General features: G+C 62.3%; 23 protein-coding genes and 1 pseudogene. 19 read left to right on the plus strand and 5 right to left on the minus strand.

The window, feature by feature from the left end:
* Nucleotides 1-30: 30 nt before the first annotated feature.
* From X733_RS161950 to X733_RS25630, 18 genes and pseudogenes are all read left to right on the plus strand, one after another.
* Nucleotides 31-801, plus strand: coding sequence for a glutamine amidotransferase (locus tag X733_RS161950; RefSeq protein WP_023817713.1), 771 nt, complete (start codon nt 31-33; stop codon nt 799-801).
* A 2-nt stretch (nt 802-803) separates the two neighbouring features.
* Nucleotides 804-1,715, plus strand: a complete 912-nt coding sequence (locus tag X733_RS161945; protein WP_023817715.1) for a ribokinase — start codon at nt 804-806, stop codon at nt 1,713-1,715.
* Entirely contained in the window at nt 1,712-2,554 is an 843-nt protein-coding gene (locus X733_RS161940; RefSeq protein WP_023817717.1) for a BtpA/SgcQ family protein, read from the plus strand. Before X733_RS161945 ends, X733_RS161940 begins: the two co-directional genes overlap by 4 nt.
* Nucleotides 2,551-3,789 carry a Zn-dependent hydrolase gene (locus X733_RS161935; protein WP_023817720.1) on the plus strand — a complete coding sequence of 413 codons (1,239 nt, stop codon included), beginning with the start codon at nt 2,551-2,553 and terminating at the stop codon, nt 3,787-3,789. Before X733_RS161940 ends, X733_RS161935 begins: the two co-directional genes overlap by 4 nt.
* A gap of 248 nt (nt 3,790-4,037) precedes the next feature.
* A complete protein-coding gene (locus X733_RS161930; protein ID WP_023701792.1) occupies nt 4,038-4,280 on the plus strand; it encodes a hypothetical protein in 243 nt (80 codons plus the stop codon).
* A gap of 305 nt (nt 4,281-4,585) precedes the next feature.
* On the plus strand, nt 4,586-5,155 hold the full coding sequence (msuE, locus tag X733_RS0133975) for an FMN reductase (protein ID WP_031193016.1): 570 nt from the start codon (nt 4,586-4,588) through the stop codon (nt 5,153-5,155).
* Nucleotides 5,156-5,179: 24 nt separating this feature from the next.
* Nucleotides 5,180-6,280, plus strand: a complete 1,101-nt coding sequence (gene sfnG, locus X733_RS161925) for a dimethylsulfone monooxygenase SfnG (RefSeq protein WP_023709130.1) — start codon at nt 5,180-5,182, stop codon at nt 6,278-6,280.
* A 51-nt stretch (nt 6,281-6,331) separates the two neighbouring features.
* A complete protein-coding gene (locus X733_RS161920) occupies nt 6,332-7,234 on the plus strand; it encodes an ABC transporter ATP-binding protein (protein ID WP_023817722.1) in 903 nt (300 codons plus the stop codon).
* Nucleotides 7,234-8,130, plus strand: coding sequence for a branched-chain amino acid ABC transporter permease (locus tag X733_RS161915; protein ID WP_023706571.1), 897 nt, complete (start codon nt 7,234-7,236; stop codon nt 8,128-8,130). The genes X733_RS161920 and X733_RS161915 overlap by 1 nt, the downstream gene beginning before the upstream one ends.
* 3 nt (nt 8,131-8,133) lie before the next feature.
* Nucleotides 8,134-9,183, plus strand: a complete 1,050-nt coding sequence (locus X733_RS161910) for a branched-chain amino acid ABC transporter permease (protein WP_023817725.1) — start codon at nt 8,134-8,136, stop codon at nt 9,181-9,183.
* Between the two features lie 50 nt (nt 9,184-9,233).
* Complete coding sequence (locus tag X733_RS161905) at nt 9,234-10,565, plus strand: ABC transporter substrate-binding protein (RefSeq protein ID WP_023817727.1); 1,332 nt, start codon at nt 9,234-9,236, stop codon at nt 10,563-10,565.
* A gap of 65 nt (nt 10,566-10,630) precedes the next feature.
* Complete coding sequence (locus X733_RS161900; protein WP_023817729.1) at nt 10,631-11,422, plus strand: ABC transporter ATP-binding protein; 792 nt, start codon at nt 10,631-10,633, stop codon at nt 11,420-11,422.
* Nucleotides 11,419-12,666 (plus strand): SfnB family sulfur acquisition oxidoreductase, encoded by a 1,248-nt coding sequence (locus X733_RS161895; RefSeq protein WP_023817732.1) that lies wholly within the window; start codon nt 11,419-11,421, stop codon nt 12,664-12,666. Before X733_RS161900 ends, X733_RS161895 begins: the two co-directional genes overlap by 4 nt.
* Before the next feature lie 33 nt (nt 12,667-12,699).
* On the plus strand, nt 12,700-13,875 hold the full coding sequence (gene ssuD / locus X733_RS161890; protein ID WP_023817734.1) for an FMNH2-dependent alkanesulfonate monooxygenase: 1,176 nt from the start codon (nt 12,700-12,702) through the stop codon (nt 13,873-13,875).
* A complete protein-coding gene (locus X733_RS161885; protein WP_023817735.1) occupies nt 13,872-15,302 on the plus strand; it encodes an FAD/NAD(P)-binding protein in 1,431 nt (476 codons plus the stop codon). Before ssuD ends, X733_RS161885 begins: the two co-directional genes overlap by 4 nt.
* An 84-nt stretch (nt 15,303-15,386) precedes the next feature.
* Nucleotides 15,387-15,834, plus strand: a pseudogene (locus X733_RS1000000167575) (flavin reductase family protein).
* Between the two features lie 1,083 nt (nt 15,835-16,917).
* Nucleotides 16,918-17,112, plus strand: a complete 195-nt coding sequence (locus tag X733_RS161875; protein ID WP_023697124.1) for a hypothetical protein — start codon at nt 16,918-16,920, stop codon at nt 17,110-17,112.
* Nucleotides 17,113-17,300: 188 nt separating this feature from the next.
* Complete coding sequence (locus X733_RS25630; RefSeq protein WP_023681021.1) at nt 17,301-17,486, plus strand: hypothetical protein; 186 nt, start codon at nt 17,301-17,303, stop codon at nt 17,484-17,486.
* A 169-nt stretch (nt 17,487-17,655) separates the two neighbouring features.
* Here the strand turns inward: X733_RS25630 and X733_RS0133985 are convergent, their stop codons facing one another.
* Nucleotides 17,656-17,859: a hypothetical protein gene (locus X733_RS0133985; protein ID WP_155921622.1), complete on the minus strand. Its 204-nt coding sequence runs from the start codon at nt 17,857-17,859 to the stop codon at nt 17,656-17,658.
* 370 nt (nt 17,860-18,229) lie between these two features.
* Entirely contained in the window at nt 18,230-18,601 is a 372-nt protein-coding gene (locus X733_RS161870) for a response regulator (RefSeq protein ID WP_023817741.1), read from the minus strand.
* A gap of 691 nt (nt 18,602-19,292) precedes the next feature.
* Here X733_RS161870 and X733_RS161865 point away from each other — a divergent pair.
* The gene (locus tag X733_RS161865) at nt 19,293-19,985 is read left to right on the plus strand and encodes a class I SAM-dependent methyltransferase (RefSeq protein ID WP_023817744.1); all 693 of its coding nucleotides are present in this window, start codon (nt 19,293-19,295) and stop codon (nt 19,983-19,985) included.
* Between the two features lie 54 nt (nt 19,986-20,039).
* Here the strand turns inward: X733_RS161865 and X733_RS161860 are convergent, their stop codons facing one another.
* From X733_RS161860 to asnB, 3 genes are read right to left on the minus strand one after another with little or no spacing between them, the layout of a single operon-like run.
* On the minus strand, nt 20,040-20,306 hold the full coding sequence (locus tag X733_RS161860; RefSeq protein ID WP_023670883.1) for an acyl carrier protein: 267 nt from the start codon (nt 20,304-20,306) through the stop codon (nt 20,040-20,042).
* Between the two features lie 55 nt (nt 20,307-20,361).
* Complete coding sequence (locus tag X733_RS161855) at nt 20,362-21,918, minus strand: AMP-binding protein (RefSeq protein WP_023830100.1); 1,557 nt, start codon at nt 21,916-21,918, stop codon at nt 20,362-20,364.
* Entirely contained in the window at nt 21,908-23,935 is a 2,028-nt protein-coding gene (gene asnB, locus X733_RS161850; protein ID WP_023817746.1) for an asparagine synthase (glutamine-hydrolyzing), read from the minus strand. The genes X733_RS161855 and asnB overlap by 11 nt, the downstream gene beginning before the upstream one ends.

The raw sequence follows: 23,935 nt of genomic DNA on the forward strand, positions 1-23,935 counted from the left end.
CGCGGCTCCAAAACAAGATAGGGAGACTACATGTCCAGGAAGAAGGTTCTTCTCGCAGGCGAGTCCTGGGTCTCGACCGCGACCCACATCAAAGGCTTCGATCAGTTTCCCACCGTGACCTATCACACCGGTGCCGATGAGTTGCTGGCCGCGCTGAAGGACAGCCTGTTCGACGTCACCTTCATGCCGGCGCATGAGGCACAGCGGAACTTCCCGCAGACCATGGAAGCGCTTTCGGCCTATGACGCGGTCGTGCTCTCCGATCTTGGGGCCAACACGCTGCTGCTTCACCCCGATACCTGGATCCACTCCAAACCGACGCCGAACCGGCTGCGCCTGTTGCGCGACTATGTCGGCAATGGCGGCGGCCTGTTGATGTTCGGCGGCTATTACAGCTTTCAGGGCATCAATGGCGGCGCGCGCTATCACAAGACGCCGGTTGAGGACGTTTTGCCGGTCATCTGCCTGCCGGTGGACGACCGTGTCGAGGTTCCAGAAGGCTATGCGCCGGTCGTCGTCGGCCCGCAGACCCATCCGATCCTCAAGGGCCTAGGCAAGGATTGGCCGATCCTGCTTGGCTTCAACGAGGTCACGGTCAAGGACGGTTCGGAAGTTCTCGCCACCGTGTCCTCCGACTACCGTTCGCTGCCACTGCTGGTGGCCGGCAAATATGGTCGGGGCCGCACTGTCGCCTGGACCTCGGATGTAGGGCCGCATTGGCTGCCGCCGGGCTTCATCGCCTGGAATGGCTACAAGACGTTGTTCGAACAGATGCTAGGCTGGGCAACGGCCAGGGATTAGCCATGCGCGTCCATGTCGTCGGCAATGTTTGCGTCGATACAACGTTTCGGTTGGACCGGTTTCCGGCGGCAGGCGAAACGCTGAACGCATCGGAACATGCTGACGGACTTGGCGGCAAGGGTGCGAACCAGGCGCTGGCCGCGGCGCGCACCGGAGCCGATGTTCGCTTCCGTGCCGCGATCGGCAACGATCCCGCCGGAGCCTGGATCGCAGAGCAGTTGAGCCGCGATCTCGATGCCAGCCATCTGGCGGTACTGGCACTGCCCAGCGATCGGTCGACGATCATGGTCGATGCGCGCGGCGAAAACCTCATCGTCACCGGAGCCAGTTGCGCCGCCGCGTACAATCCTATGGCCGACAGCGGTTTTGCCCGATCGATCGCACGCGGCGATATCGTAGTATTTCAGGGCAATCTGGGTCCGGATATCACGGCCACTTGCCTGAAGGTGGCGCGGGGCGCGGGAGCGATGACGATCTTCAATCCGAGCCCGCTTGCGGCCGACCACACACCGGGCTTGAGCGACGTCAGCGTCGTCATCGCCAACGCGGGCGAAGCGGCGCAACTGACCGGGGCTGGCGACCCTGCCATGGCGGCCCGCGACTTGATCCGTCAGGGCGCCGGCGCTGCCATCGTGACGCTTGGCGCACTCGGCTGCCTGGTCGCCGATGGCGAAGGACGGATCGACCGGATCGCGGCGCCCAGGGTGGCCGTGCTAGACACCAGCGGCGCGGGCGACGTCTTTTGCGGTTGCCTCGCTGGTTGCCTTGCGGCCGGCATGGAGCTCCCCGCGGCAGCGCGGATTGCGGTCCGCGCCGCAGCCATCTCGGTCGGGCGCGCCGGCACGCTTGAGTCCTGCCCCGGCAGGCGGGAGATGAAACTGCTCATGGAAACAACAGAAGCGGAAACCGCATGACACAATCCCCCAAACCCGTCGGCCAGGTGACGAATGATGCGCTGCAGTCGATCTTCGGCAGAAGCAAGGTGGTGATCGGCGTGGTTCATCTCGCCCCCCTGCCGGGGGCGCCGCGCTACCATGGCGAGGCGATCGAGGCCATCTATCAACGCGGCCTCGACGACGCCAAAGCCTATTTGCAGGGAGGGTGTGACGGCGTGATCGCCGAAAACCATGGTGACGTGCCGTTTTCCAAGCCGGATGATATCGGGCCGGAAACCTCCGCCTACATGTCTGTCGTCTCAGACCGGATCCGCAGAGAACTCGGCCGGCCGATCGGCATCAATGTGCTTGCCAATGCCTCCATTCCCGCGCTTTCGATCGCCAGTGCCTCCGGTGCTTCCTTCGTGCGCGTCAATCAATGGGCCAACGCCTATGTCGCCAACGAGGGCTTTATCGAAGGCGAAGCGGCGCGCGCCATGCGTTTCCGCGCTAGGCTTCGAGCCAACGGTATCCGCATCTTCGCCGACGCGCATGTCAAGCATGGCGCCCACGCGATCGTCGGCGACCGGCCGATCGAGGAGCAGGTCAAGGACCTCGTGTTCTTCGATGCCGACGCGGTGATCGCCACCGGCCAGCGCACTGGCCACGCCGCCGACCTCAGCTACATCAGGATGATCAAGGACGCCGCCGGACTGCCGACGCTTGTCGGCAGCGGGGTGACACCCGACAACGCCACCGATATCTTGGACATCGTCGACGGCGTCATTGTCGCCAGCTCGCTGAAATATGATGGAGTGTGGTGGAATCAGGTCGATCCGCAACGGGTAAAGGCCTTCATCCGCGGCCTCAAGCGGTGACTTCAGTGCCGGAGATCGACGGCGAGCGGCTGCTGGGCCGGCTCGATGCCTTCGCCCGGATCGGCGCGACGCCAGCCGGTGGCGTAAACCGACAGGCGTTCAGCATCGAGGATCGCGGCGCCCGGCGCCTGTTGGCGGAATTGGCGCTCGCGCGCGGCTTCGCGGTTTTCCAGGACGCCATGGCAAACCTTTTCATCCGCCGCGAGGGCACGGATGCCACCCTGCCGCCGCTGCTGATCGGCAGCCACCTCGACAGCCAGCCGACCGGCGGGCGCTTCGATGGAGCGCTCGGCACGCTTTCCGCCTTCGAGGCGCTCGAAGCGCTGGAGGACGCGAGGGCCGAGACTCGGATGCCGATCGAGGTCGTCGCCTGGGCCAATGAAGAGGGCAGCCGGTTTACGCCGGGTGTCATGGGCTCCATGGCCTTCACCGGAGCCGACATTTGCGCATGGCGGTCCATAGTCGGCAGCGACGGTGCGTCCCTCGCAGAGGAGCTCGGGGCAACGATCTCCGCCTTGCCAGAGGCAACCCTTCGCCCCCTCGGCATGCCGATATCCGGCTACATCGAGCTGCATATCGAACAGGGACCATCGCTGGAAAAGGAGCGGTTGCCGATCGGTATCGTCACAGCCGTGCAAGGTACGCGCTGGCTGGAGGTCTGCATTGAGGGCGCCGCCGGTCACGCCGGCACAACCGGCCTCCCCTACCGTAGGGATCCGATGGTCGCGGCCGTTGCCGCGATTCACAGGCTCCAGACGACGATCATGCCGTTCGACAGCAGGGCAAGGCTGACGGTGGGCCGGGTGACCGCCCAGCCGGGATCGATCAACGCCATACCGCAGTCTGTGGTCTTCGCCGTCGATATCAGGCATCCGCGGGTAGAGCGGCTCGATGCCATCGAAGCAGAACTGCGCCAGGTGTGCGCGGCGGAGGCAGAAGCTCAGCATTGCACGGTAACGATCAGTCGGTCGTTCGACATGCCGGGGGCGGCATTCTCTCCCGATATGGTCAAAACCGTCGAGGAGGCCGCCAATAGCCTAAAGCTGCCGCACAAACAGATGATCTCGGGTGCATTCCATGACGCGCTGTTCCTCGCCCGGGTGGCGCCTGCCGTGATGATCTTTGTGCCGTGCCGTGACGGGCTGAGCCACAACGAGGCGGAATATGTGGAGCCTGCCCACGCGGTTACCGGCGCGCGGGTTCTGCTTCAAGCGGCCACCGTCGCCGCCTCTTAGGCAGCGACGGTGGCACAGGCGTGCTGGCGTGAAGAGGCAACCCGTGGGACTTCCTGGTGCCCGTCCGTCATTTCGTGACGTCGGCGAGCTGCAACGGGTGGTCAAGGCCGCCGAGCTGCGGCGGATTGATCGCGGACTTACGATCGGCCCACATTCAACACCTGACCCAGCAGAAAAGCCCACCAGATCCCTGGGCCGTCATTGACGCCGTGGGTGCTAGGCGGTGACGATCTCGTCGACTTACCGAGATGGACGATCTGCTGGGCTATCGCCTCGGCCACCGGCAGGAAATCCCCACGCCCGCCATAGAGCTTGCCCGTGTCGATCGCGAGCAACTGGCGCCGTCCAGCCGTCCAGCGCTGCTGGACGTTGTCGCACTCGAGGCGTCCACAAGGATGCGTGTGTCCCAACTGTCGCTGCGGTTAATCCTAAAGCCAATGTCGCGCACCATGGAAAGAGACAATCCCGATTGGGCACCCAGAAACTGGTGATGTCGCCGGCAAGGGAAGCCGCTTCGTAGTATTGCGCGACGGCGACGCCAGGCATCATGGCAACGAACCTTATTGCCCAAAGGCATCGGCGCTTTCAAAAATGTCGATAGATGACTGCGAGCCGTTTTGATCCTTCCCGGCCATCGCCAGATGGACGTTGCTACCGCACATTAGCAGAACCGGATTTTTCTCGCCAAAGGCGAAAAATCGAAACGTCGTTCCTTATCTCTATAGATTTTGTCGAATATCGTCTGCCCCGGTTTGGAAATGACCGATGCGCATGCAGGGTCTGGGAGATTGACGAGTTGGCAAGGCTATCGGTTCTCGGAATATCCGGCGGCGTAAGCACGCCATCGCGCACAACCGCGGTGGTGAACGCGCTGGTCAAGGACGTCGCGCTGCGCGTCCCGGCAGACACGGGCCTGATCGAAATCACCGAGGCGGCGCCTTCGCTTTTCGTCGGACTGTCCCGTGGCGCCCTCGGCGCGTCCGGCGAAGCGATCATCCAGCGTGTCGAGAAGGCCGATCTGCTCGTGGTCGGAACGCCTGTCTATCGGGCTTCCTACACCGGCGCCCTCAAGCACCTGTTCGACCTCGTCGACTATCGCGCGCTCGCCGGCAAGACCGTGCTTCTCGCGGCGACAGGCGGAGGTCCTTACCATGGCCTGGTTCTCGAACATCAGCTGCGGCCATTATTCGGCTTTTTCGGCGCCGTCACCGTACCGACCGGCGTCTATGGGGCGCCCGACGATTTCATCGGCGCCGAAATCGTCGGCGAGGCGATACGCGAACGCATTTCACGGGCCGCATCCGAAGCGGTTTCACTGCTCAATTCCAACCATGCAAATGCCGCCGCCGCAGCGCGCGTCGGCTGAGCCAACCAAAAAGGGAACAACGACATGACGTCTCATTCCGACGGCCTGAAATTCGCCTACTGGGTTCCGAACGTCTCCGGCGGCCTGGTCATCTCCAACATCGAGCAGCGGACCGGTTGGGACATCGACTACAACCGCAAGCTCGCCCAGATCGCAGAGGCCAACGGCTTCGACTACGCACTGAGCCAGATCCGCTTCACCGCCGGCTACGGCGCCGACAACCAGCACGAATCCGTGTCGTTCAGCCACGCACTGCTGGCCGCCACCACAACGCTGAAAGTGATTGCCGCCGTCTTGCCCGGTCCATGGAACCCGGCGCTGGCGGCCAAGCAGATCGCCACCATCAACCACCTGACCAATGGCCGCGTGGCCGTCAATGTCGTCAGCGGCTGGTTCCGTGGCGAGTTCGCCGCCATCGGCGAGATGTGGCTCGACCATGACGAGCGCTACCGCCGCTCGGAGGAGTTCATCCGCGCGTTGCGCGGCATCTGGACCGAGGACAATTTTACGCTGAAGGGCGACTTCTATCGCTTCACCAACTACTCGATGAAGCCGAAGCCGATCGATCCGCAGCCCGAGATCTTCCAGGGCGGCTCGTCGCGCGCCGCGCGTGACATGGCTTCGCGGGTGTCCGACTGGTATTTCACCAACGGCAACACGCCCGAAGAGATCAGGAAGCAGGTCGACGATATCCAGGCCAAGGCGAAGGCGAATGGCCACAAGGTGAAGATCGGCGTCAACGCCTTTGCCATTGCTCGCGAAACCGAGGCGGAAGCACGCGCCGTGCTGGACGAGATCGTCGCCAAGGCCAATCCCGAAGCGGTGCAGGGCTTTGCCGACCAGGTCAAGAATGCCGGCAAGGCCTCGCCGGAAGGCGAGGGCAACTGGGCGAAGTCGTCCCTTGAGGATCTGGTGCAGTACAATGACGGCTTCCGCAGCAATCTCATCGGCACGCCGGAACAGATCGCCGAACGCATCCTCAAGCTGAAGGATGCCGGCGCCGATCTGATCCTGCTCGGCTTCCTGCATTTCCAGGAAGAGGTCGAGTTCTTCGGCAAGCGCATCATCCCGCTGGTGCGCGAACTGGAAGCGGCGCGTGACAGGGAGCTTGTCGCCGCCGAATAGGCCAGGGCGCGGCCTGCGGGCCGCGCACTCCTCCAAAATCAGGAACGTGTCATGATTGGTGCTTCGCTGGGAGCCGCCGCATACGAGCGTGCGCCCGAAATCCCCGGCATTCTTGCTGGCGCTGGTCCACTCACGGACACGCGCCCGGCGCGCCTGTCGGCAAAGGTCGATGCGATCCTGACCCTGAGCGGGATTGGCATTTCGTTCGGCGGCGTCACGGCGCTGAGCGATGTCGATCTCGAGGTCAAGAGCGGCGAAATCCGCGCCGTGATCGGCCCCAACGGCGCAGGCAAATCCTCGCTGATCAACATCATCAGCGGCCTCTATCACGCCGACCACGGCAAGATCGCGATCGCCGGCCAGTCATTCTCCCGTGTGCCCGCGAACCGTCTGGCACGTCTGGGCGCCGCGCGCACCTTCCAGAACCTGGCGCTCTTTCCCGGGCTTTCGGTGCGCGACAACATCGCGTCGGGCCGCGTCCACACCAGGCGCGCCAGTTTTGTCGAACATATTGCCGGCCTGCCACGCGCCAGGCGCGAAGACGCTGCGATTGCCGAAAAGGTCGACCAGACAATCGCCTTCCTGCATCTGGAAACGGTCGCCGATCAGCTGGTCGCGACGCTGCCCTACGGCTTGCAGAAGCGGGTCGAACTGGCGCGAGCGCTGGTTGCCGAGCCGAAGATCCTGCTGCTCGACGAACCGATGGCGGGCATGACGGCGACCGAGAAAGCCGAGATGGCCGGGTTCGTGCGCGCCGCGCGCGACCGGCATGGCGTCACCATCATCCTGATCGAGCACGACATCGGGGTCGTCATGGGCCTATCCGACCGCGTCGCCGTGCTCGATTACGGCCGCAAGATCGCCGACGGCACGCCGGCCGAAGTGCGCGCCGATCCGGACGTGATCCGGGCCTATCTCGGCACCGCCGAGGGCGAGGATGGCGAGGGCATCTGATGAGCTACTATGATTTTCTCTTCGTTGTCGAAGTGCTGGTCGGCGGCCTGTTGTCGGGAGTCATGTATTCGCTCGTCGCCATCGGCTTCGTGCTGATCTACAAGACGTCGGGTGTGCTGAACTTCGCGCAAGGGTCGATGGTGCTGTTTGCGGCACTCACCTTTGTCAGCCTGGTCGAACGCGGCATCCCGTTTGCGCTTGCGCTGCTCATCACCTTCGCAGTCATGGTCGCGCTGGGTTTCACCATCGAGCGAACCGTGCTCAGGCCGCTGGTGAACCGCTCGCCGATGACACTGTTCATGGCCACGCTTGGCCTGTCCTACATCATTGAGGGCGCTGCCCAACTGATCTGGGGCACGCAGGTGCACGGGCTTGATCTCGGCATCGACGACACGCCCTTCGAGGTCGGCGGCATCCTGATCTCGTCGTTCGACCTTCTGGCAGCTGGCATCGCCGCAGCGATGGTGGCGGGCTTGAGCGCCTTCTTCTATTGGACCCGGATCGGGCTGGCGTTTCGCGCCGTCGCCGACGACCAGTTCGCGGCCCTTGCCGTCGGACTGCGGCTGCCGCGGATCTGGGGAACGGTGTGGACGGCTGCAGGCTTCGTGGCGCTGGTCGCGGGACTGCTGTGGGGCGCACGCCTCGGCGTCCAGTTCTCGCTATCGCTGATCGTGTTGAAGGCGCTGCCGGTGCTGGTGCTTGGCGGCTTCGATTCCATCCTTGGCGCCATCGTCGGCGGCCTCATCATCGGCGCCAGCGAAAAGCTCGCTGAGGTCTATCTCGGACCCTTCGTCGGCGGCGGCATCGAAGGCTGGTTCGCCTATGCGCTGGCGCTGGTTGTCCTACTGGTGCGCCCCTCCGGCCTGTTTGGCCAGAAAACCGTCGAAAGGGTCTGACCGATGGCCGTGCAAGCGCTCGATGCCGCAAGGGCTCCAATCGACTGGCTGAGCTTCGCCCGGAAATTCGCTTTGCCGGCCGTGGCGATCGTCGTCGTCTACGGCCTGGTCCCGGCCTTTGCGTCGAGCTATCTGGTCGAGGCGATCCTGCTGCCGTTCCTTGCGCTCAGCCTGGCGGCAGTCGGCCTCAACCTCTTGACCGGCTATTGCGGCCAGCTTTCGCTTGGCTCCTCCGCTTTCATGGCGGTAGGCGCCTTCGCCGCATACAATTTCAACCTGCGGGTGGAAGGACTGCCGCTGGCGGCGACCATGATCCTGGCGGGAATTTCGGCCGCCGGCATCGGCGTCATCTTCGGATTGCCGAGCCTGCGCCTGCGCGGCTTCTATCTCGCTGTCTCGACGCTGGCCGCCCAGTTTTTCGTGCAGTGGGCGCTGACCAAGTTCGGCTGGTTCTCCAACGACAATCCGTCCGGGGTGATTTCTGCACCGCACCTTGCCGTAGCCGGTTTTTCGCTCGACGGCGCCACCGGCCGCTATTTGCTTTCCGTCACCACCGTCATCGTGCTGACGGCGCTGGTCTGGCGGCTGGTCAACAGCGCCACCGGCCGCAACTTCATCGCGGTGCGCGACAACGAAACCGCCGCGCGAGTGATAGGCGTCCCGGTGCTTACGACCAAGCTGCTGGCGTTCGCCATTTCATCCTTCATCATCGGCGTCGCCGGCGTGCTGTGGGCCTTCACCTATCTGCGCACGGTCGAGCCGGCCGGCTTCAATCTAGACCGCTCGTTTCAGATCCTGTTCATTATCATCATCGGCGGGCTGGCTTCGATACGCGGTGCGTTTCTGGGCGCCGCATTCATCGTCGTCTTCCCGCTCGTTCTGTCTCGGCTCGGCGCCTTCGTGTTCGGCGGCCTGTTCGATTCTGGTGTGCTCGACATGAGCCAGCGCATCGTGCTTGGCGCGCTCATCATCATTTTCCTCATCGCGGAACCGAACGGGCTGTCGGCCCTCGTCGACCGCCTGAAACGACGGATCGGCTCAAGGTCCAGCTGAGCGCCGCTCGACATTCTCTCACGGACCCAAAACCTCAGGAGACGCAACTCATGACCTTCTTCAGTCACCTCAAGAAAGCGGCGATCGCCACCGCTTTCGTGCTCGGCGCGACAGCCGTGCATGCCGACGAACAATATTTCCCGCTGCAGAGCTACCGCGTCGGCCCCTATGCCGCGGGCGGCACCGGCTTCTTCGGCGGCTTCATCGACTATCTCAACCTGATCAACATCCGCGACGGCGGCGTCAATGGCGTCAAGCTGACCTGGAGCGAGGGCGAAACCCAGTACGAAGTCGAGAAGGGCGTCGAGGTCTACGAACGGTTGAAGAGCAATCCCGGCATCGCCGCCTGGAACCCGCTCTCGGTCGGCATCGCCTATGCCATGATCGACCGCATCACCGACGACAAGGTGCCGCTGATCACCATCAATCACGGCCGCACCGACACCACCGACGGCCGGGTATTCCCTTACGTCTTCCCGCTGCTGCTCAACCCCTACAGCGAAACGTCGGGCATCGTGAACTACATCGCCTCCAAGGAAGGCGGCCTCGATAAGCTCAAGGGCAAGAAGATCGTCGTGCTCTATCACGGCTCGCCCTACGGCAAGGAGACGATCCCTATCTATGAGCTGCTGTCGCAGAAATACGGTTTCGAACTGTCGCAGATCGAGGTCCCGCACCCCGGCAACGAGCAGCAGGCGCAGTGGCTGACGATCCGTCGCGATCGTCCCGACTATGTCGTGCTGCGCGGCTGGGGCGTGATGAACCCGGTTGCGCTCAAGACCGCGCAGAAGACCGGCTTCCCGGCCGATCATATCGTCGGCAATGTTTGGTCCAACTCCGAAGAGGACGTCATCCCGGCCGGCGACGCCGCCAAGGGCTACACCGCCATCACCACCCAGGCGTCTGGCGCCGACTATCCGGTCGTCAAGGAGATCGTCAAGACGGTCTACGACGCCGGCAAGGGCAATCTCGAGGACAAGAGCCGCATCGGCTCGGTCTACCACAATCTCGGCATCGTCAACGGCATCCTCAATGTCGAAGCCATCCGCATCGCCCAGGCCAAGTTCGGCAATCGCACGCTGACCGGCGACGAGGTTCGCTGGGGCTTCGAACATCTCAAGCTCGACCCGGCGCGCGTCGAGGCACTCGGTGCCAAGGGCCTGTTCCACTCGATCAACGTCTCCTGGGACAATCACGAGGGTGATGGCTACGTGACCTTCCAGCAGTGGGACGGCAAGAAGTGGAACGTCGTGTCCGACTGGATCGCGCCGGACTGGAAGCTGCTGCGCCCGATCATCGAGAAGTCGTCCGAGGCCTATGCCAAGGAAAAGGGCCTCAAGATCCGCACGGCCGAAGACGCCGATGCGGTGGTCAGCAACTGAGTTTGACGAACCCACGGCCGGCCCACGGGCCGGCCGTGCCATCCATATTCCCAGCGGAGTTATCGATGTCGAGCCCAGAAAATCCGATCCTGTCGGTCAGCCGCGTCGAGGCCGTCTACAACGGCGCCATCGCCGCCCTGCATGGCGTCGACCTCTCGGTCGGCAAGGGCGAGATCGTGGCGCTGCTCGGCTCCAACGGCGCCGGCAAGACGACGCTGTTGCGCGCCGCATCCAATCTTCTGCCGGCAGAGCGCGGCTCCGTCACTGCCGGCCGGATCATTTTCGATGGCGAGGATGTTTCTAGGGCAAGTCCCTCGCACCTCGTCCGCAAGGGCCTGGTCCAGGTTCTCGAGGGCCGGCACTGCTTCCGCTCGCTGACGGTCGAGGAGAACCTTCTGACCGGGGCGCTCGGGCGTTCATCCTCGCGCGTTGGCGTGAAGGCCGACCTTGAGCGTGTCTACGCGCTGTTTCCGAGGCTTCTCGAGAAACGGCGCACGCGGTCCGGCCTCACCTCCGGCGGCGAGCAGCAGATGACGGCGATCGGTCGCGGACTGATGTCGCGGCCGAAACTCTTCGTGCTCGACGAGCCTTCGATGGGGCTCGCGCCGCTGATCGTCGACGAGATTTTCAGCGCCTTGAAGCGGCTCAATCGGGACGAAGATCTTTCGATCCTTGTCGCCGAGCAGAATTCGGCTGTGGCGCTCAAATATGCCGACCGCGCCACCGTGCTCGAAAACGGAAAAAGCGTGCTGGAAGGGTCGGCTGCCGACCTGCGCCAGCGCGACGACATCAAGACCTATTATCTCGGCGGCGCGCCGCTTCCATCGCAACACTTCCCCCAGGAGACTGCAGCATGACCATCCAATCCAAGCAGCCGTCCGACGCGCGCGTCGCCGTGCCTCCAGTGGAGCGCCCGTCGGCCAAGGCGCATATCATCAAGACCGATGCCGAGGCGATCGCCATCGCCGAAAAACTTGCCATTGAATTCGCCAGGGAAGCGTCGAAGCGGGACCGCGAGCGCATCTGGCCGAAGGAAGAGCTCGATGCGTTTTCGCAGAGCGGCTTGTGGTCGATCAATGTGCCGAAGGCCTATGGGGGGCCGGAGGTGTCCTATGTGACGCTGTCGAAGGTGATCACCATCATCTCGACGGCTGATCCCTCGCTTGGCCAGATTCCGCAGAACCATCTCGGCGTGGTCGCCGCCATCCGCACGGTTTCGGACGAGGCGCAGAAAAAGCTGCTCTTCGCCGAGGCACTGTCCGGCACGCGCTTTGGCAACGCGTTTTCCGAGTTCGGCTCCAAGCGTGCCGCAGACTTCGAGACCAAGTTTGTCGATGCCGGTGACCATGTCGTGGTCAACGGCCAGAAATTCTATTCAAGCGGCGCCCTGCTCGCCCATCTGGTGCCGATTGTGGCGCTCGATGACGAGGGGCGCGCCTGGTATGCCATCGCCGATCGCGGGGCGCCCGGACTGACCGTCATCGATGACTGGTCGAGCTTCGGCCAGAAGACGACGCTCTCCGGCACGGTCCTGCTCGACAATGTGAAGGTGGCGAAGACGCATCTCGTCCCCGGCTACAAGGGGTACGACAAACCGACAGCCGACGGACCCGTCTTCCAGATCATCCAGGCGGCGGTCGATCTCGGCATCGCCAAGGCGGCGATCGACGAGACGGTCAGCTTCGTGCGCACCAGGTCGCGCGCGTGGATCGACAGCGGCGTCGATAATGCCTGGCAGGATCCCTATACGATCCAGGCGATCGGCGACCTTCGCCTGCGCGCCAATGCGGCCGAGGCTATTCTGGAAAAGGCCGGCCTTGCGGTCGACCGCGCCGTGGCCGATCCTAACGAGAAGACGGTCGCGGAGGCGCAGATCGCGGTCGCCGAATCCAAGATCCTCACCACCGAGATCGCCATCACCGCCACCAACAAACTGTTCGAACTCGCCGGCACGCGGTCCACGCTGGCCGAGCACAATCTCGACCGCCACTGGCGCAATGCGCGCACCCACACCCTGCACGATCCCGTCCGCTGGAAATACGCGATCCTCGGCAACTATTACCTGAACGAGGTCAACCCGCCCCTCCACGCCTGGAGCTGAGCGGGAACGCCGTAAAGTCACAAAGGACTATTCATGAGCACTGCCACCCCCGATAGGATCAAGGTCCTGTGGTTCTTGCCCACCCATGGCGACAGCCGCTATCTCGGCACCTCCGAGGGCGGCAGGGCGGTCGACCTGCCCTATCTCACCCAGGTCGCCAAGGCGGCCGACGCCATCGGCTATTATGGCGCGCTGCTGCCGACCGGGCGCAGTTGCGAAGACAGCTGGGTGGTGGCGTCGGCGTTGGCGCCGCTGACGCAACGACTTCGCTTTCTCGTTGCGGTCCGTCCAGGGCTGCAGTCGCCGACGCTCGCCGCGCGCATGACCTCGACGCTCGACCGCATTTCGGGCGGGCGCTTGCTGATCAACGTGGTCACGGGCGGCGATCCGGTCGAGAACAAGGGCGATGGCATATTCCTCAGCCATGACGAGCGTTATGAGGTGACGCGGGAATTTCTCGACATCTACAAGGCCGTGCTCAGCGGCGAAACCGTAGCCTTCGAAGGCAAGCATTTCCGCATCGAAGATGGCAGGTTGCTGTTCCCGCCGGTGCAGACGCCGCACCCGCCGCTCTATTTCGGCGGCTCGTCGGACGCGGCCAATGCGGTCGCCGCCGAGCAGATCGACAAATACCTCACCTGGGGCGAGCCGCCGGCGGACGTCGCCGCCAAGGTCGAGCATGTGCGCGGCCTTGCCGAAAAGGCCGGCCGCGAAGTGAGCTTCGGCATCCGATTGCATGTCATCGTTCGCGAGACCAATGACGAGGCCTGGGCCGATGCCGATCGGCTGATCAGCCGCCTCGACGACAAGACGATCGCCGAGGCACAGAAGGTTTTCGCCCGCATGGATTCGGTTGGCCAGTCGCGCATGAGCCGGTTGCATGGCGGCAGCCGCGACAAGCTCGAAATCAGCCCGAACCTTTGGGCCGGCGTTGGCCTCGTGCGCGGCGGCGCCGGCACCGCCTTGGTCGGTGACGCGGCGACCGTGGCAGAACGGATCGACGAATACCGAAGGATTGGCATCGATACCTTCATCCTGTCCGGCTATCCGCATCTGGAGGAAGCCTATCGCTTCGGCGAACTGGTGCTGCCGCTGCTGCCGCTCGATCACGAAATCTCGACCCGGCCGACGACGGTGAACATGGGACCGTTCGGCGAAACGGTGGCCGGAGATCATCGACCATCGGCGCTGCGCGCGAGCCAGTCTTGAGCGCTTCCCGCAGGGCTGGGAAACTGACGGTCGCCATCATTGGCGGCGGCTTTTCCGGCGCCGCAACCGCGTTTCACCTGGCGCGGCTGCTGCCCGCCGATGCAGCCGATATCGTGGTCGTCGAACCGCGCGAGGCGCTCGGCTATGGTCTGGCCTATTCGACGGCCGATCCCTCGCACCGCATCAACGTGCGGGCGTCCAGGATGACGCTGATCTCAGGTGAGGAGGGCCATTTTTCCGACTGGCTGGAGCAGACCGGCGCTATTCTGGACGATACGCAGGCCATTGCCGCCAGCGGCGCGATTTACCCGCAGCGTCGAGTCTTCGGCCGCTATGTCGAATCCCACCTGCAGCCCTTCCTGCAAAGCAAGGCGATCCGCCATGTCAGGGCCGAAGTTGCTTGGGTCGAGCGCAGTGGCGAGGGCTACCGGCTTGTCCTGTCCGATGGCGCAACGCTTTCCGCCGATGCTGTGGTGATCGCGGCGACGCATCCATTGCCGGCCCTCCCGGCGCCGCTGCGCAGCGTGGCCTCAGTCGCCGGATTGGTGGCCAATCCCTACGATCTCGAACGGCTGCAGGCGATCGGCCGCGACGACCGTGTTCTCATTGTTGGCACCGGTCTGACCTCGGCCGACGTCATTGCAGCCCTCGACCGTAGAGGTCATCGCGGCCGCATCACGGCACTGTCGCGCCATGGCTATCGCTCGCATGTGCAGGCCGCCATGCAGGGCGACCCGATAGGCGACTTCACCAGCCTGCCTTTACGCAGCGCCACGGTGCTGCTCAGGCGCATCCGGGCCACGATCGCGGCAGCGACGCGACAGGGCGAAGACTGGTATCCGGTCCTCGACGCTGTCCGGCGTCAGGGGCAGTTGATCTGGCAGGCCTTGCCGCTCGCCGAGCAGCGCCGCGTGGTGCGCCATCTTCGCGCGCTCTGGGACGTGCATCGTTTCCGCATCGCGCCACAGGTAGCAGTCGTGCTGGATCGCCGCCTTGACGAGGGGACGCTCGCTTATCGCGCCGGATCGATTGTCGAGGCCGAAGAGGCCGACGGACGTATCCGCGTCACGCAGCGGTCAAGGCGCCGACACGACCTCATCGTCGAGACGTTCGACAGCGTGATCGTGACGACCGGGCCGGCGCATGCGGACATTCTTCGCACCAACACGGCGATTGCCGCCCTTGGACATCTGGGCCTGGTCCGTCTTGACCCAACCGGCCTTGGTCTCGACACCGACAGCCACGGCCGCGCGGTCGGTAAGTCAGGTCACCCGGCCGACAATATTTTCATCAGCGGACCGCTGGCGCGCGGCAGCGTCGGCGAGCTGATGGGCATCCCTGAAGTCACCGCCCATGCCGAGAGCATGGCCACCGAAATTCACCAATGGTTGGGTTACCAGACGGCGTTGCGTCGCAGGGCGTCGTGAATGTGCAAACACGATGAGGCTATCCAGATGACACTAGCCGAACGCATTCTGCCGGATGAAACCCGGATTCCCCTGAAATTTGCGATGCGACACCTGGCCGGAGCCGTGTCCGTGGTCACCGCAGGCATCGGCGACGAGCGGACGGGCGCAACAATTACCACAGCCCATTCCTTGTCGGTCGAACCGGAGGTGATGGTCGTCAGCATCAACCTGAGCTCGTCGACATGGAGCCATCAGCCGGCATCGGCACTTCTGCGTGAATGTGCTACGCGCCGACCAGATCGCGGTTGCCGACCGTTTTGCCGGCCGAGGCGGCCTCAAGGGGCAGGCTCGCTACGAGGGTGCACGCTGGTCCACCCTTGCAAGCGGCGCATTGGCGCTCGAAGGTGCGCTTGCCGCGGTCGATTGCACCGTCGAGGATACCATAGTTCGCCACAGCCATGCGCTAATACTCGGCAGCGTCCGGCATGTGGTGAGCGGAGAGCCCGGTCCGGCACTGATCTATCATCACGGCGCCTATGGATCGTCGTGAGCGGGTTGATACGTGTCGTTTTCTGACAGCCATGAAATTCTTGGTCTCATTCAAGGCGGCGAAAGGAACGAAATACGAATTCTCCATAGCCCTTCGCCGAGACGCGCCGCACACACCCAAAATGCGAAAACGCGACCGAGATGGCGCGGGAGCACTATGTGCGATTGTTTGGATGTGAGCCAATACGGGCTTTGCGCGTTGTTGTTGAACTTGCGGAAGCCCTTTTCCAGCCAAGAGGCTTGAGAGGAACAATTCTTCCGTGGCGCGTAGCGGCCAGGCACTGCCGTTGGGCAGCCGATTGCGATTGCTACGGCAACGAAGAAGTCATGCCCGCGCGCATGCGGTGCTTGCCGTTGAAGGCCACGACCGATCTGCCACTGGCGCCCGGCGCCGTCGGTCGCTGCGGTCCAGAGTTGCCGACCAGTAAGGACAAGGCAAAATCTGGTGTTCTCGCGAAAAATGGCGACAAGGCGCGGGTCGCAGGACATCACGCCGAAGCCGAAGAAACGCTAGATTCGCGCCGGCAGCCCTAACTAGCGCTGGCGAGACTGGCATGTCCCGCAGCGGCTTCTTGCGCTTCGGCGGCACATAGGCATCGCTCCGATCTTCTGCTCGAGTGACTTAAACTAGGATTTGCAGTCGCCGTGTTTCTACGTTGTGGTTTCGGCGACATCTGTCGTTCGCAACATCAGTAAGTAAACCAGCTAAACGAAATCAATGAGAAAGATCAGGAAATTGCCCGGTCATTCAATCAGGAATCGTTCGCGTTGTCCTTTGCAGAAGGCCAGCGGATACGCCTATGGCTAGCGAAGGTCGTGCGCCTGTAGGGCGCTGTGGGGCGGCATTGTAGGCATCCAAGCATGAGCGGAACCTAATTTGCAGCCGCAAATTAATGTCCAATGAATGAACTCCCAAACCGGAAAAAACTCGTGCCTGACCCTCAACCTCGGCGGGGCTCCAACAAAGGTGTGTTGCTAGCGGCTGCAGCGCTGCTGTTTGCCTTTCTCGCTCTTATTCTGTTTGGGTTTTTTCAGTAAGTGCGCGCGGCGCCGGCTTCCCAGAGAGGGCAGAGCACCTGCCGACGTGATCTTCGATCCGCTCGCGTCCTTGCGGCGGGGCGACTATCCAAGCCGGCTCGGTTCGTCGCTCCTGACGGGTTCGGCGGTCCCACCACAGCAGGATGATCATTCGGCAATTCTTGGCAGCGCCGGTATTCAACTCACGCCCAAAGCGATTGAACTGAAGCTGGCCGTCGATGTCGTGACTGACGCAGCATGAGCCGAACAGGCGAGGCAAGCGCAAGCCTTGGGGCCCAACCTCAGACAGACGAAGCACACTCGTGCAGTCTGGAGACAGCGCAACGAGTTATTCATTCGGGCGCCTTCGCATCACCAGCGGAACGAAAGGGTTAATTGGCGGTTTACTAGGGAAGGATTGCAGGACGGAAAACATTGAGGATTTCTGCCATGACAATGTTGTTCGAACCACTCGACTCTGAAGGTTACAAGCGCAGCGTGGTCTACCATGCCGCACGCTTGTCCATGCTCCACAATCGAATGCTGAAGCGTTTCGACAAGGTCGATAAAGCGGCTGAAAAGGTTGAAGCCGAGGTGGAGCTGTTTGATGAAGCTGTTCGCACTCTTTACGAATGAGCGGCATGTTGAACGCCGACGTTCCTGCTAGCGCGTATACTGGCGCGGGTCACCGTTGCCCACCAGGGATGTCGCGCCGCGGATTTGGGCTTGATAAGCATGATCTAATGTATACGATTCACCCAGCCGGCCTGGCTCCCCCGCCATCGGGCCGGTCAGGCCCGACGGTTCAACGCACCACCCCAAACGACTGTCGGGCCGCCAGGACGCTCACTGCGCAGCCGGGTTCATGCTTTGCCTTTTTTTCTCGAAAAGCGCGAGCTTGGTCATATAACCAATTCTGATTTTTGCATGGCATTGGGTGCAGTTGAAGTTGGATATCACCTTCAACCACGATCCCTTTTTTATGATGACATGAGAACAGTTTGGACATTCCAGTTCCAGGTACTCGTCCCCCATATCGTTTGAAATCGGCACTACGACACTCCCCAACAGTTGCCCGTGAAACTTGCGCTTCGAGATCGGCCGGCACCTCCGTGCTCAAACCCGAACGTGGGTCCTTGGCAGATGTTCCGCAATCCGACCTCTGGCGACCGGGATCGGACCTAAGTCCAAATCGCCGCCAACAGGCCGAGAAGTGGAACCCCGGCGGATGCTTTTGAACGCTGAATTTCCGTCCTCGACGGTCGTAGTCCGCCGTCCTCCTGGCCAAAGCTCCAATGTTGCCTTGTGTGAAACTGACCTCGCCCGGGCTATCAGGTCGCTAGGGCGCAACTCCGGTAATAATACGGTCGGAGCGAATGTCAGCGCGAAGCTGTGCGCAGGGACGCCAACTCGCTGACAGCAGCAAGGATGACAGCATCGGTTGCCGGCTTCGGCAGGAATCTGCAGTCGCGGAAAGCCGCGGGAACGTCGGCGGGGCCAAATCCCGACAAGAAAGCAAAGGGGATGCCTCGCGCCTGCAATATCCTCGCCACGGGCAGACCCGTTTCACCGTTCAGCTGGATGTCTAGCAACGCCACGTCAATCTTGTCCGATTCGATAAGACGCAGAGCGGCGGATACCGACGGCACAGGTCCGACCACCTGATAACCGGCGCGACGCAGCCGCGCGGCAGTGTCCTGCGCGACTAGCCATTGATCCTCAACAATCAGAACACTCACGCTTTCGCTCACGGCCCCTCTCTGCGATTGACCGGAAATGAGATGTCGATCCGAGACCTTCGGACAGTTGTTTCGACATGTCCGCAAACCTATAGGTAACCTCTCCATGCAGCAAGGTGAGGCTGAGCTGGAGCGGAGGCGCTTCCACCGACCACTCGCTGCTGGAGCCGAAGATTGGCGCGTCAACGAGCGGGGCGCAGTTGAGGTCTCGGAGACTGCGCACAAAAAGTCGAATCCGGCCGGGTCGCCGCCAAGTGCGCTTCCATAGCACAACAGGCCGCTGCGGTCCGCGCCTCCGTTCCATAGAGAGTTGGATAGCGGCGTTTACCCCTCTCCACGATCCGCAAGATCTGAAAGCCTCAGTGCCGTGCCATTGGCTCTGCAAAGCATGAGCAGCACTTCTTCTCTCGAGCGCCTTCAATGCCAATGCGTTGGGGCAAATAGCGCCCAGCAACTTGAGTGCCAGATGGACCAGCAGCGGATTCGGCCTGGTATGCGGACATACGTCCCGGGCTTGGCTTCGAGTTGTCTGGGGCGACCTTGAGATTGCAATCGGTCAATGAGCGTCAGAAGTGCGATGCACCGAGTTTGTGCCTGCAGTTTTTCGAAGGAAAGGCTTGAGAATTCATGATTTCGGAGCAGGTTTGGCTGGCGCATGAGCGCCGCAGATCTATACTGGGGAGATCAAGCGATGGGGTCGGCCATGAGCAAAGAGTTCAGTGTAGCTGATGCCTATGGCGCCGGCCGCGCCATGTTCATGGGACTTGAACTGCTGGTTTCGCCCGGTGCGCTCGTCCCCAGACCTGAGACCGAGTTGCTCGGCAAGACCGCGCTTGGTGTGTTGCATCAGATGAACCTGCCGGCTCCGCGCATAGTTGATATGTGCTGCGGCACTGGGAATCTGGCGTGCGCGATCGCCTACCATGTGCCCAGCGCCCTTGTCTGGGCAAGCGATCTCACCGATGAATGCGTCGAAACGGCACGCCGCAACACCTCACATCACGGCATGGCTGAGCGTCTTTCGGTGCTTCAGGGCGACTTGTTCGACTCTCTCATCGGCCTTGGGTTAGACGGAACTATCGACGTAATCGTCTGCAATCCGCCTTACATTTCTGAAAAGCGGCTCGAGGGCGACCGCGCCCATCTGATCGAGCTTGAGCCGCGCGAGGCGTTTGCAGCCGGCCCTTACGGCCTGAGCATTCATATGCGCGTACTGAAAGACGCACCGCGATACCTGCGGCGTGGCGGCATCCTGCTCTTCGAGGTCGGGCTTGGCCAAGACCGACAGGTAGCGGGTCTGCTGGAACGCAGCAAGGCATTCGAGAACATCCGTTCGGTCTTGAACGAAGCGGGCGAGGGCCGGGTGGTTCTGGGGCAAGTCAAGACGCAGGCATGAATCCTGCGACAATCAGACCAAATACGGGGCTGCTCTGGGCGTTACGCTTACCCATCAGTTCATTTTGCGGATGATGTATTGCTCGATCCCCTGGATGGAATCGAGGTTTTCAGGCAGAAGTTCGCTATCCTCGACGGTAATGCCAAAGGTCTCCTCGATGAAGCCGATAATCTCAAGCACACCCGTCGAGTCGACAATGCCTTGATCGAGCAAGGATGCGTCATCCAGCAATGCCTTGACGTCGCTGACGTAGAAATTCGAAACCAAGAAACTACGAATCTGCTCGCTGTAGATTCCGGTGCGTTCCTTGATGGTCAACATGAATTCGTCCTCCGTGGCGTCACCATTAAATAAGCGACTTGGTTCTGGCCCCGTATCATGACAGCGCCGTTTTCTTGAGTTTTCCCGTGTCCGTCATCGGCAGGTTCGCCACAACGACGATGGATTTCGGGACCATGAAGTTTTCCAGACGCTTCTGGCACTCCTTCTGCAGTTCCCTTTCGCCAATGGCTCTTCCATGCTCCATCACCACAAAAGCTTTCACCGCTTGCCCGAGGAGCTCGTCGGGAACACCGATGACAGCCGCTTCTCGGACTCCTGGAATGTCCATCAGTACGTTTTCCACTTCCCTTGGCGCCACCTTCTCGCCTCGCGACTTTATGATCTCATCCCCACGGCCAACGAAGTAGAGGTAACCCTCCGTATCCATCCGGCAGTAGTCGCCGGTGTATAGGACCTGCTCGCCGGGCAGCGGGCCGGGTTTGAGTTTCCTGGCCGTTGCCTCGGGCTTGCCCCAATACCCGTTCATCACCGTTGCGCCGCGAATGACGAGTTGGCCGACAACGCCTGGGCCTATCCGCCTGTCATGCTCGTCAACGATCCACATCTCCGTATTCGGGATTGCGATCCCTACGCTCAATGGCTTTCGCTCGAGGTCCTCTGGCGGCAAATAGGTGCAACGTTTGCATTCGGTGAGACCGTACATCGAATAGATGCGTGCACCCGAAAACAGCTCGCGAAGCATGAAAATATGCTTGAGGGGTAGGGCTGCGGCAGTGTTTGTGACGTAGCGGATGCTCGAGAAATCCTGGTCTTTGAGGGACCTGAGTTCGGAGAGTGCGGCAAAGATTGTGGGCACGCCGGGAAAGCCCGTAACTCCCTCCTGCCTGATCAACCCGAGGATCTGTGCCGGGAAAGCGAACGAGCGTTCGAGCACCAGCCGGGCGCCGGTACGAAAAGCCATGATCATCTGGTACAGTCCATAATCGAAGGCGAGGGGTAGGACATTGAGGATCACCTCGTCCTCGGCAATCGCCAGGTAGGAAGCGACAGACGCGCACGCGGCCATCATGTTTCTGTGCGTCAGCATCACGCCCTTGGGTTCGCCCGTCGACCCGGACGTGTAGATGATGGCTGCCAGATCAACATCGATGCACTGCCGTGCCGGCGGCGTATCGGCGCCATTGGCGAGGGCGGCGTCCCAGCGCACGGCAAACGGCAGCTGGGCGAGTTCGACGTCGTCGATAGGTCCCGATACGATCACCCGCAGAAGTGACGGGCAGCCGCGCGCCGGCTCGCGGAAGATCGCTTGCAGATGGCCGTCCGTGATGAGCGCCGTCGGCCGGCAGTCGTTGAGCAGATAATCGAGCTTGTCGCTCTTGGTGAGCGGGTTGACGATGCACACCACCGCATTCGCCTTTAGCACCGCCCAGAAGCTAACCACCGTCTCGACGGTGTTGTCGGCGAAGATCATCACGCGGTCACCGCGAACGACTCCGGATGCGGACAGGTCCCAGGCGATCGCGTTGGCTCGCGTTTCGAGTTCGAGGTAGGTGACACGCTGCCTGTTGCACACCAGCGCCACCTTACTTCCGTGTCGGACGGCGGAATGGGCGAGGTAGTCATGCAGCAGTGGTACGGCATCATGCAACATACAGGCGCTCTTCCCGATGTTCGCAGTCGACGTCGACGCTGAGCGTGCATTCGAGCGTTGCACTGGGACAACCCGCGACGAACTGCTGATGAAGAAGTTGGGTCGACAACACGCCGACCAGCGCCATGTTGTCGGCATTGGACAGGTCGCCATCGCCAGTTCTGGCCTGGCATTTGGCAAGCAGGTGCGTGACCGCCTTTGGATCGAAGACATTCGCCTCGCGCAGGGCCGTCTGCGAAACCGCCTCGCGAGCGTAATCCGGAGCGTCTGCGCCGACGAAGCAAAGCGCGTTGGGCGCACGGAAGGGCTGCTTCTTGCGGGCTATGATCTCGGAGGGCAGGATGGGTGCCGCCATGCGCTTCAGCACGTGCTTCTCATCGAGGCCGCGGAGTTTGAAGGAGGGCGGCAGCGAATTCGCGAGCCTCACAAGTTCATCGTCCAGGAACGGGAAGCGGCCCTCGACGGAGTGAGCCATCAGCATCCTGTCGCCTTGCGAGGAGAGCAGATAGCCCGACATCAGTGTTTGGACCTCGAGATACTGGTCCTGCGCAAGAGGGCCCCAACGGGCAAACTGCGCGGGCAGACGGGCGAGCAACTCGGACACGGCGTCGCGGCCCTGCGTTTGAGCGCGCATGTCGGTCGTAAACAAGCGCTTGATGGCCCTGGTGGTTTGCCAGCGCGTTTCATGAGCAAAGCCCGGCGCGTCGTAAGCCTGAATATTTCGCCCGAAGAACTGACGCGCCATCGCCTGCTGTTGCACGGGCGAGCGGGTGAGATAGGGGTAAAGGCGTTCCAGGAGCCGAGAGCGGCGTGTCGATGTCGGGTGGCGCCCCCAGAAGCGGCGGACCTTGCCTTCGCGGAACAGGTCGTAGCCGGCGAACATTTCGTCAGCGCCTTCGCCGGTCAGCACGACCTTGATGCCACGCTCGCGCACCAGGCGCGAGAGCAGGAAGAGCGGCGCCGGGGCAGTCCTCAGTATCGGGCGCTCGGTGTGTTGGATTACCTCCGGAAAGATTCCGGCGATATCTCTGCGCGAAACGACCACTTCATGGTGCTCACTGCCGATCGTCTCGGCAACCATTCGCTGGAAGCGGGTCTCGTCATATTCGGCGTCGGCAAAACGCAAGGAGAAGGTTTGGAAGCGATCGCCCGCGAAGCGCCTCGCGAGCGCGGCCACAAGCGAACTGTCCAGCCCTCCGGAGAGGTAGCACCCGACAGGCACGTCGGCGCGCACCATTCTGAGCGCCGTCGCGGCCTCAAGAGCGCTAGACACGCGGTCCACCGCGTCGTTGGAGGACCCGGGGAACTCGCCCTGCCGCGATCCGAAATTGTCGGGATAGGAAGGCTGCCAAAAAATCCGCTCACGAACGGTGCCATCCTGATAGATGCGGACACGACCCGGCTCGAGTTCGTTGATTCCGTGGAAAACTCCTTGCGGCGGAACGACCGTCCAGAGCGTGAACGTCTGATCGATGCCGGCGGGATCAAAGGCGCGAGGGATGGTTCGATCGGCCGCGAAAATGGCTTTCACTTCGCTGGCGAAATAAAGCCGGTGCGCATGCTCGCTGAAATACAGCGGGCAAATGCCGAAGCGGTCGCGCGACAATACGAGACGATTGGCCACTGAATCCCAGATCGCAATTGCCCATTGGCCGTTCATCCGCTCGAAGGCCGTTTCTCCCCACTCACGATAGGCGTGCAGCGCGACCTCCGTGTCGCTGCGGGTTCGGAAGCGGTGGCCGAGTGCCGTGAGTTTTTCACGCAATTCGACGTAGTTGAATATCTCGCCGTTGAACACGATCCACGTCGTATCGCCTGTATCCGCCATCGGCTGCTGGCCACTGGAAAGATCGACGATGGACAGGCGCACATGCGCCAGCCCCGCGCGTCTGTCCCGGTAGAGACCGCGCCCGTCGGGACCGCGATGCGCCAGCGCGCCCATCATCTGCATCAGCGCCTGCCGCGAAGGAGAAGCCGCTGTGGCATTCAGCGCCACGATTCCAGCGATGCCGCACAT

It is taken from the genome of Mesorhizobium sp. L2C066B000, from assembly GCF_000502335.1.
In the GTDB taxonomy this organism is placed as follows: domain Bacteria; phylum Pseudomonadota; class Alphaproteobacteria; order Rhizobiales; family Rhizobiaceae; genus Mesorhizobium.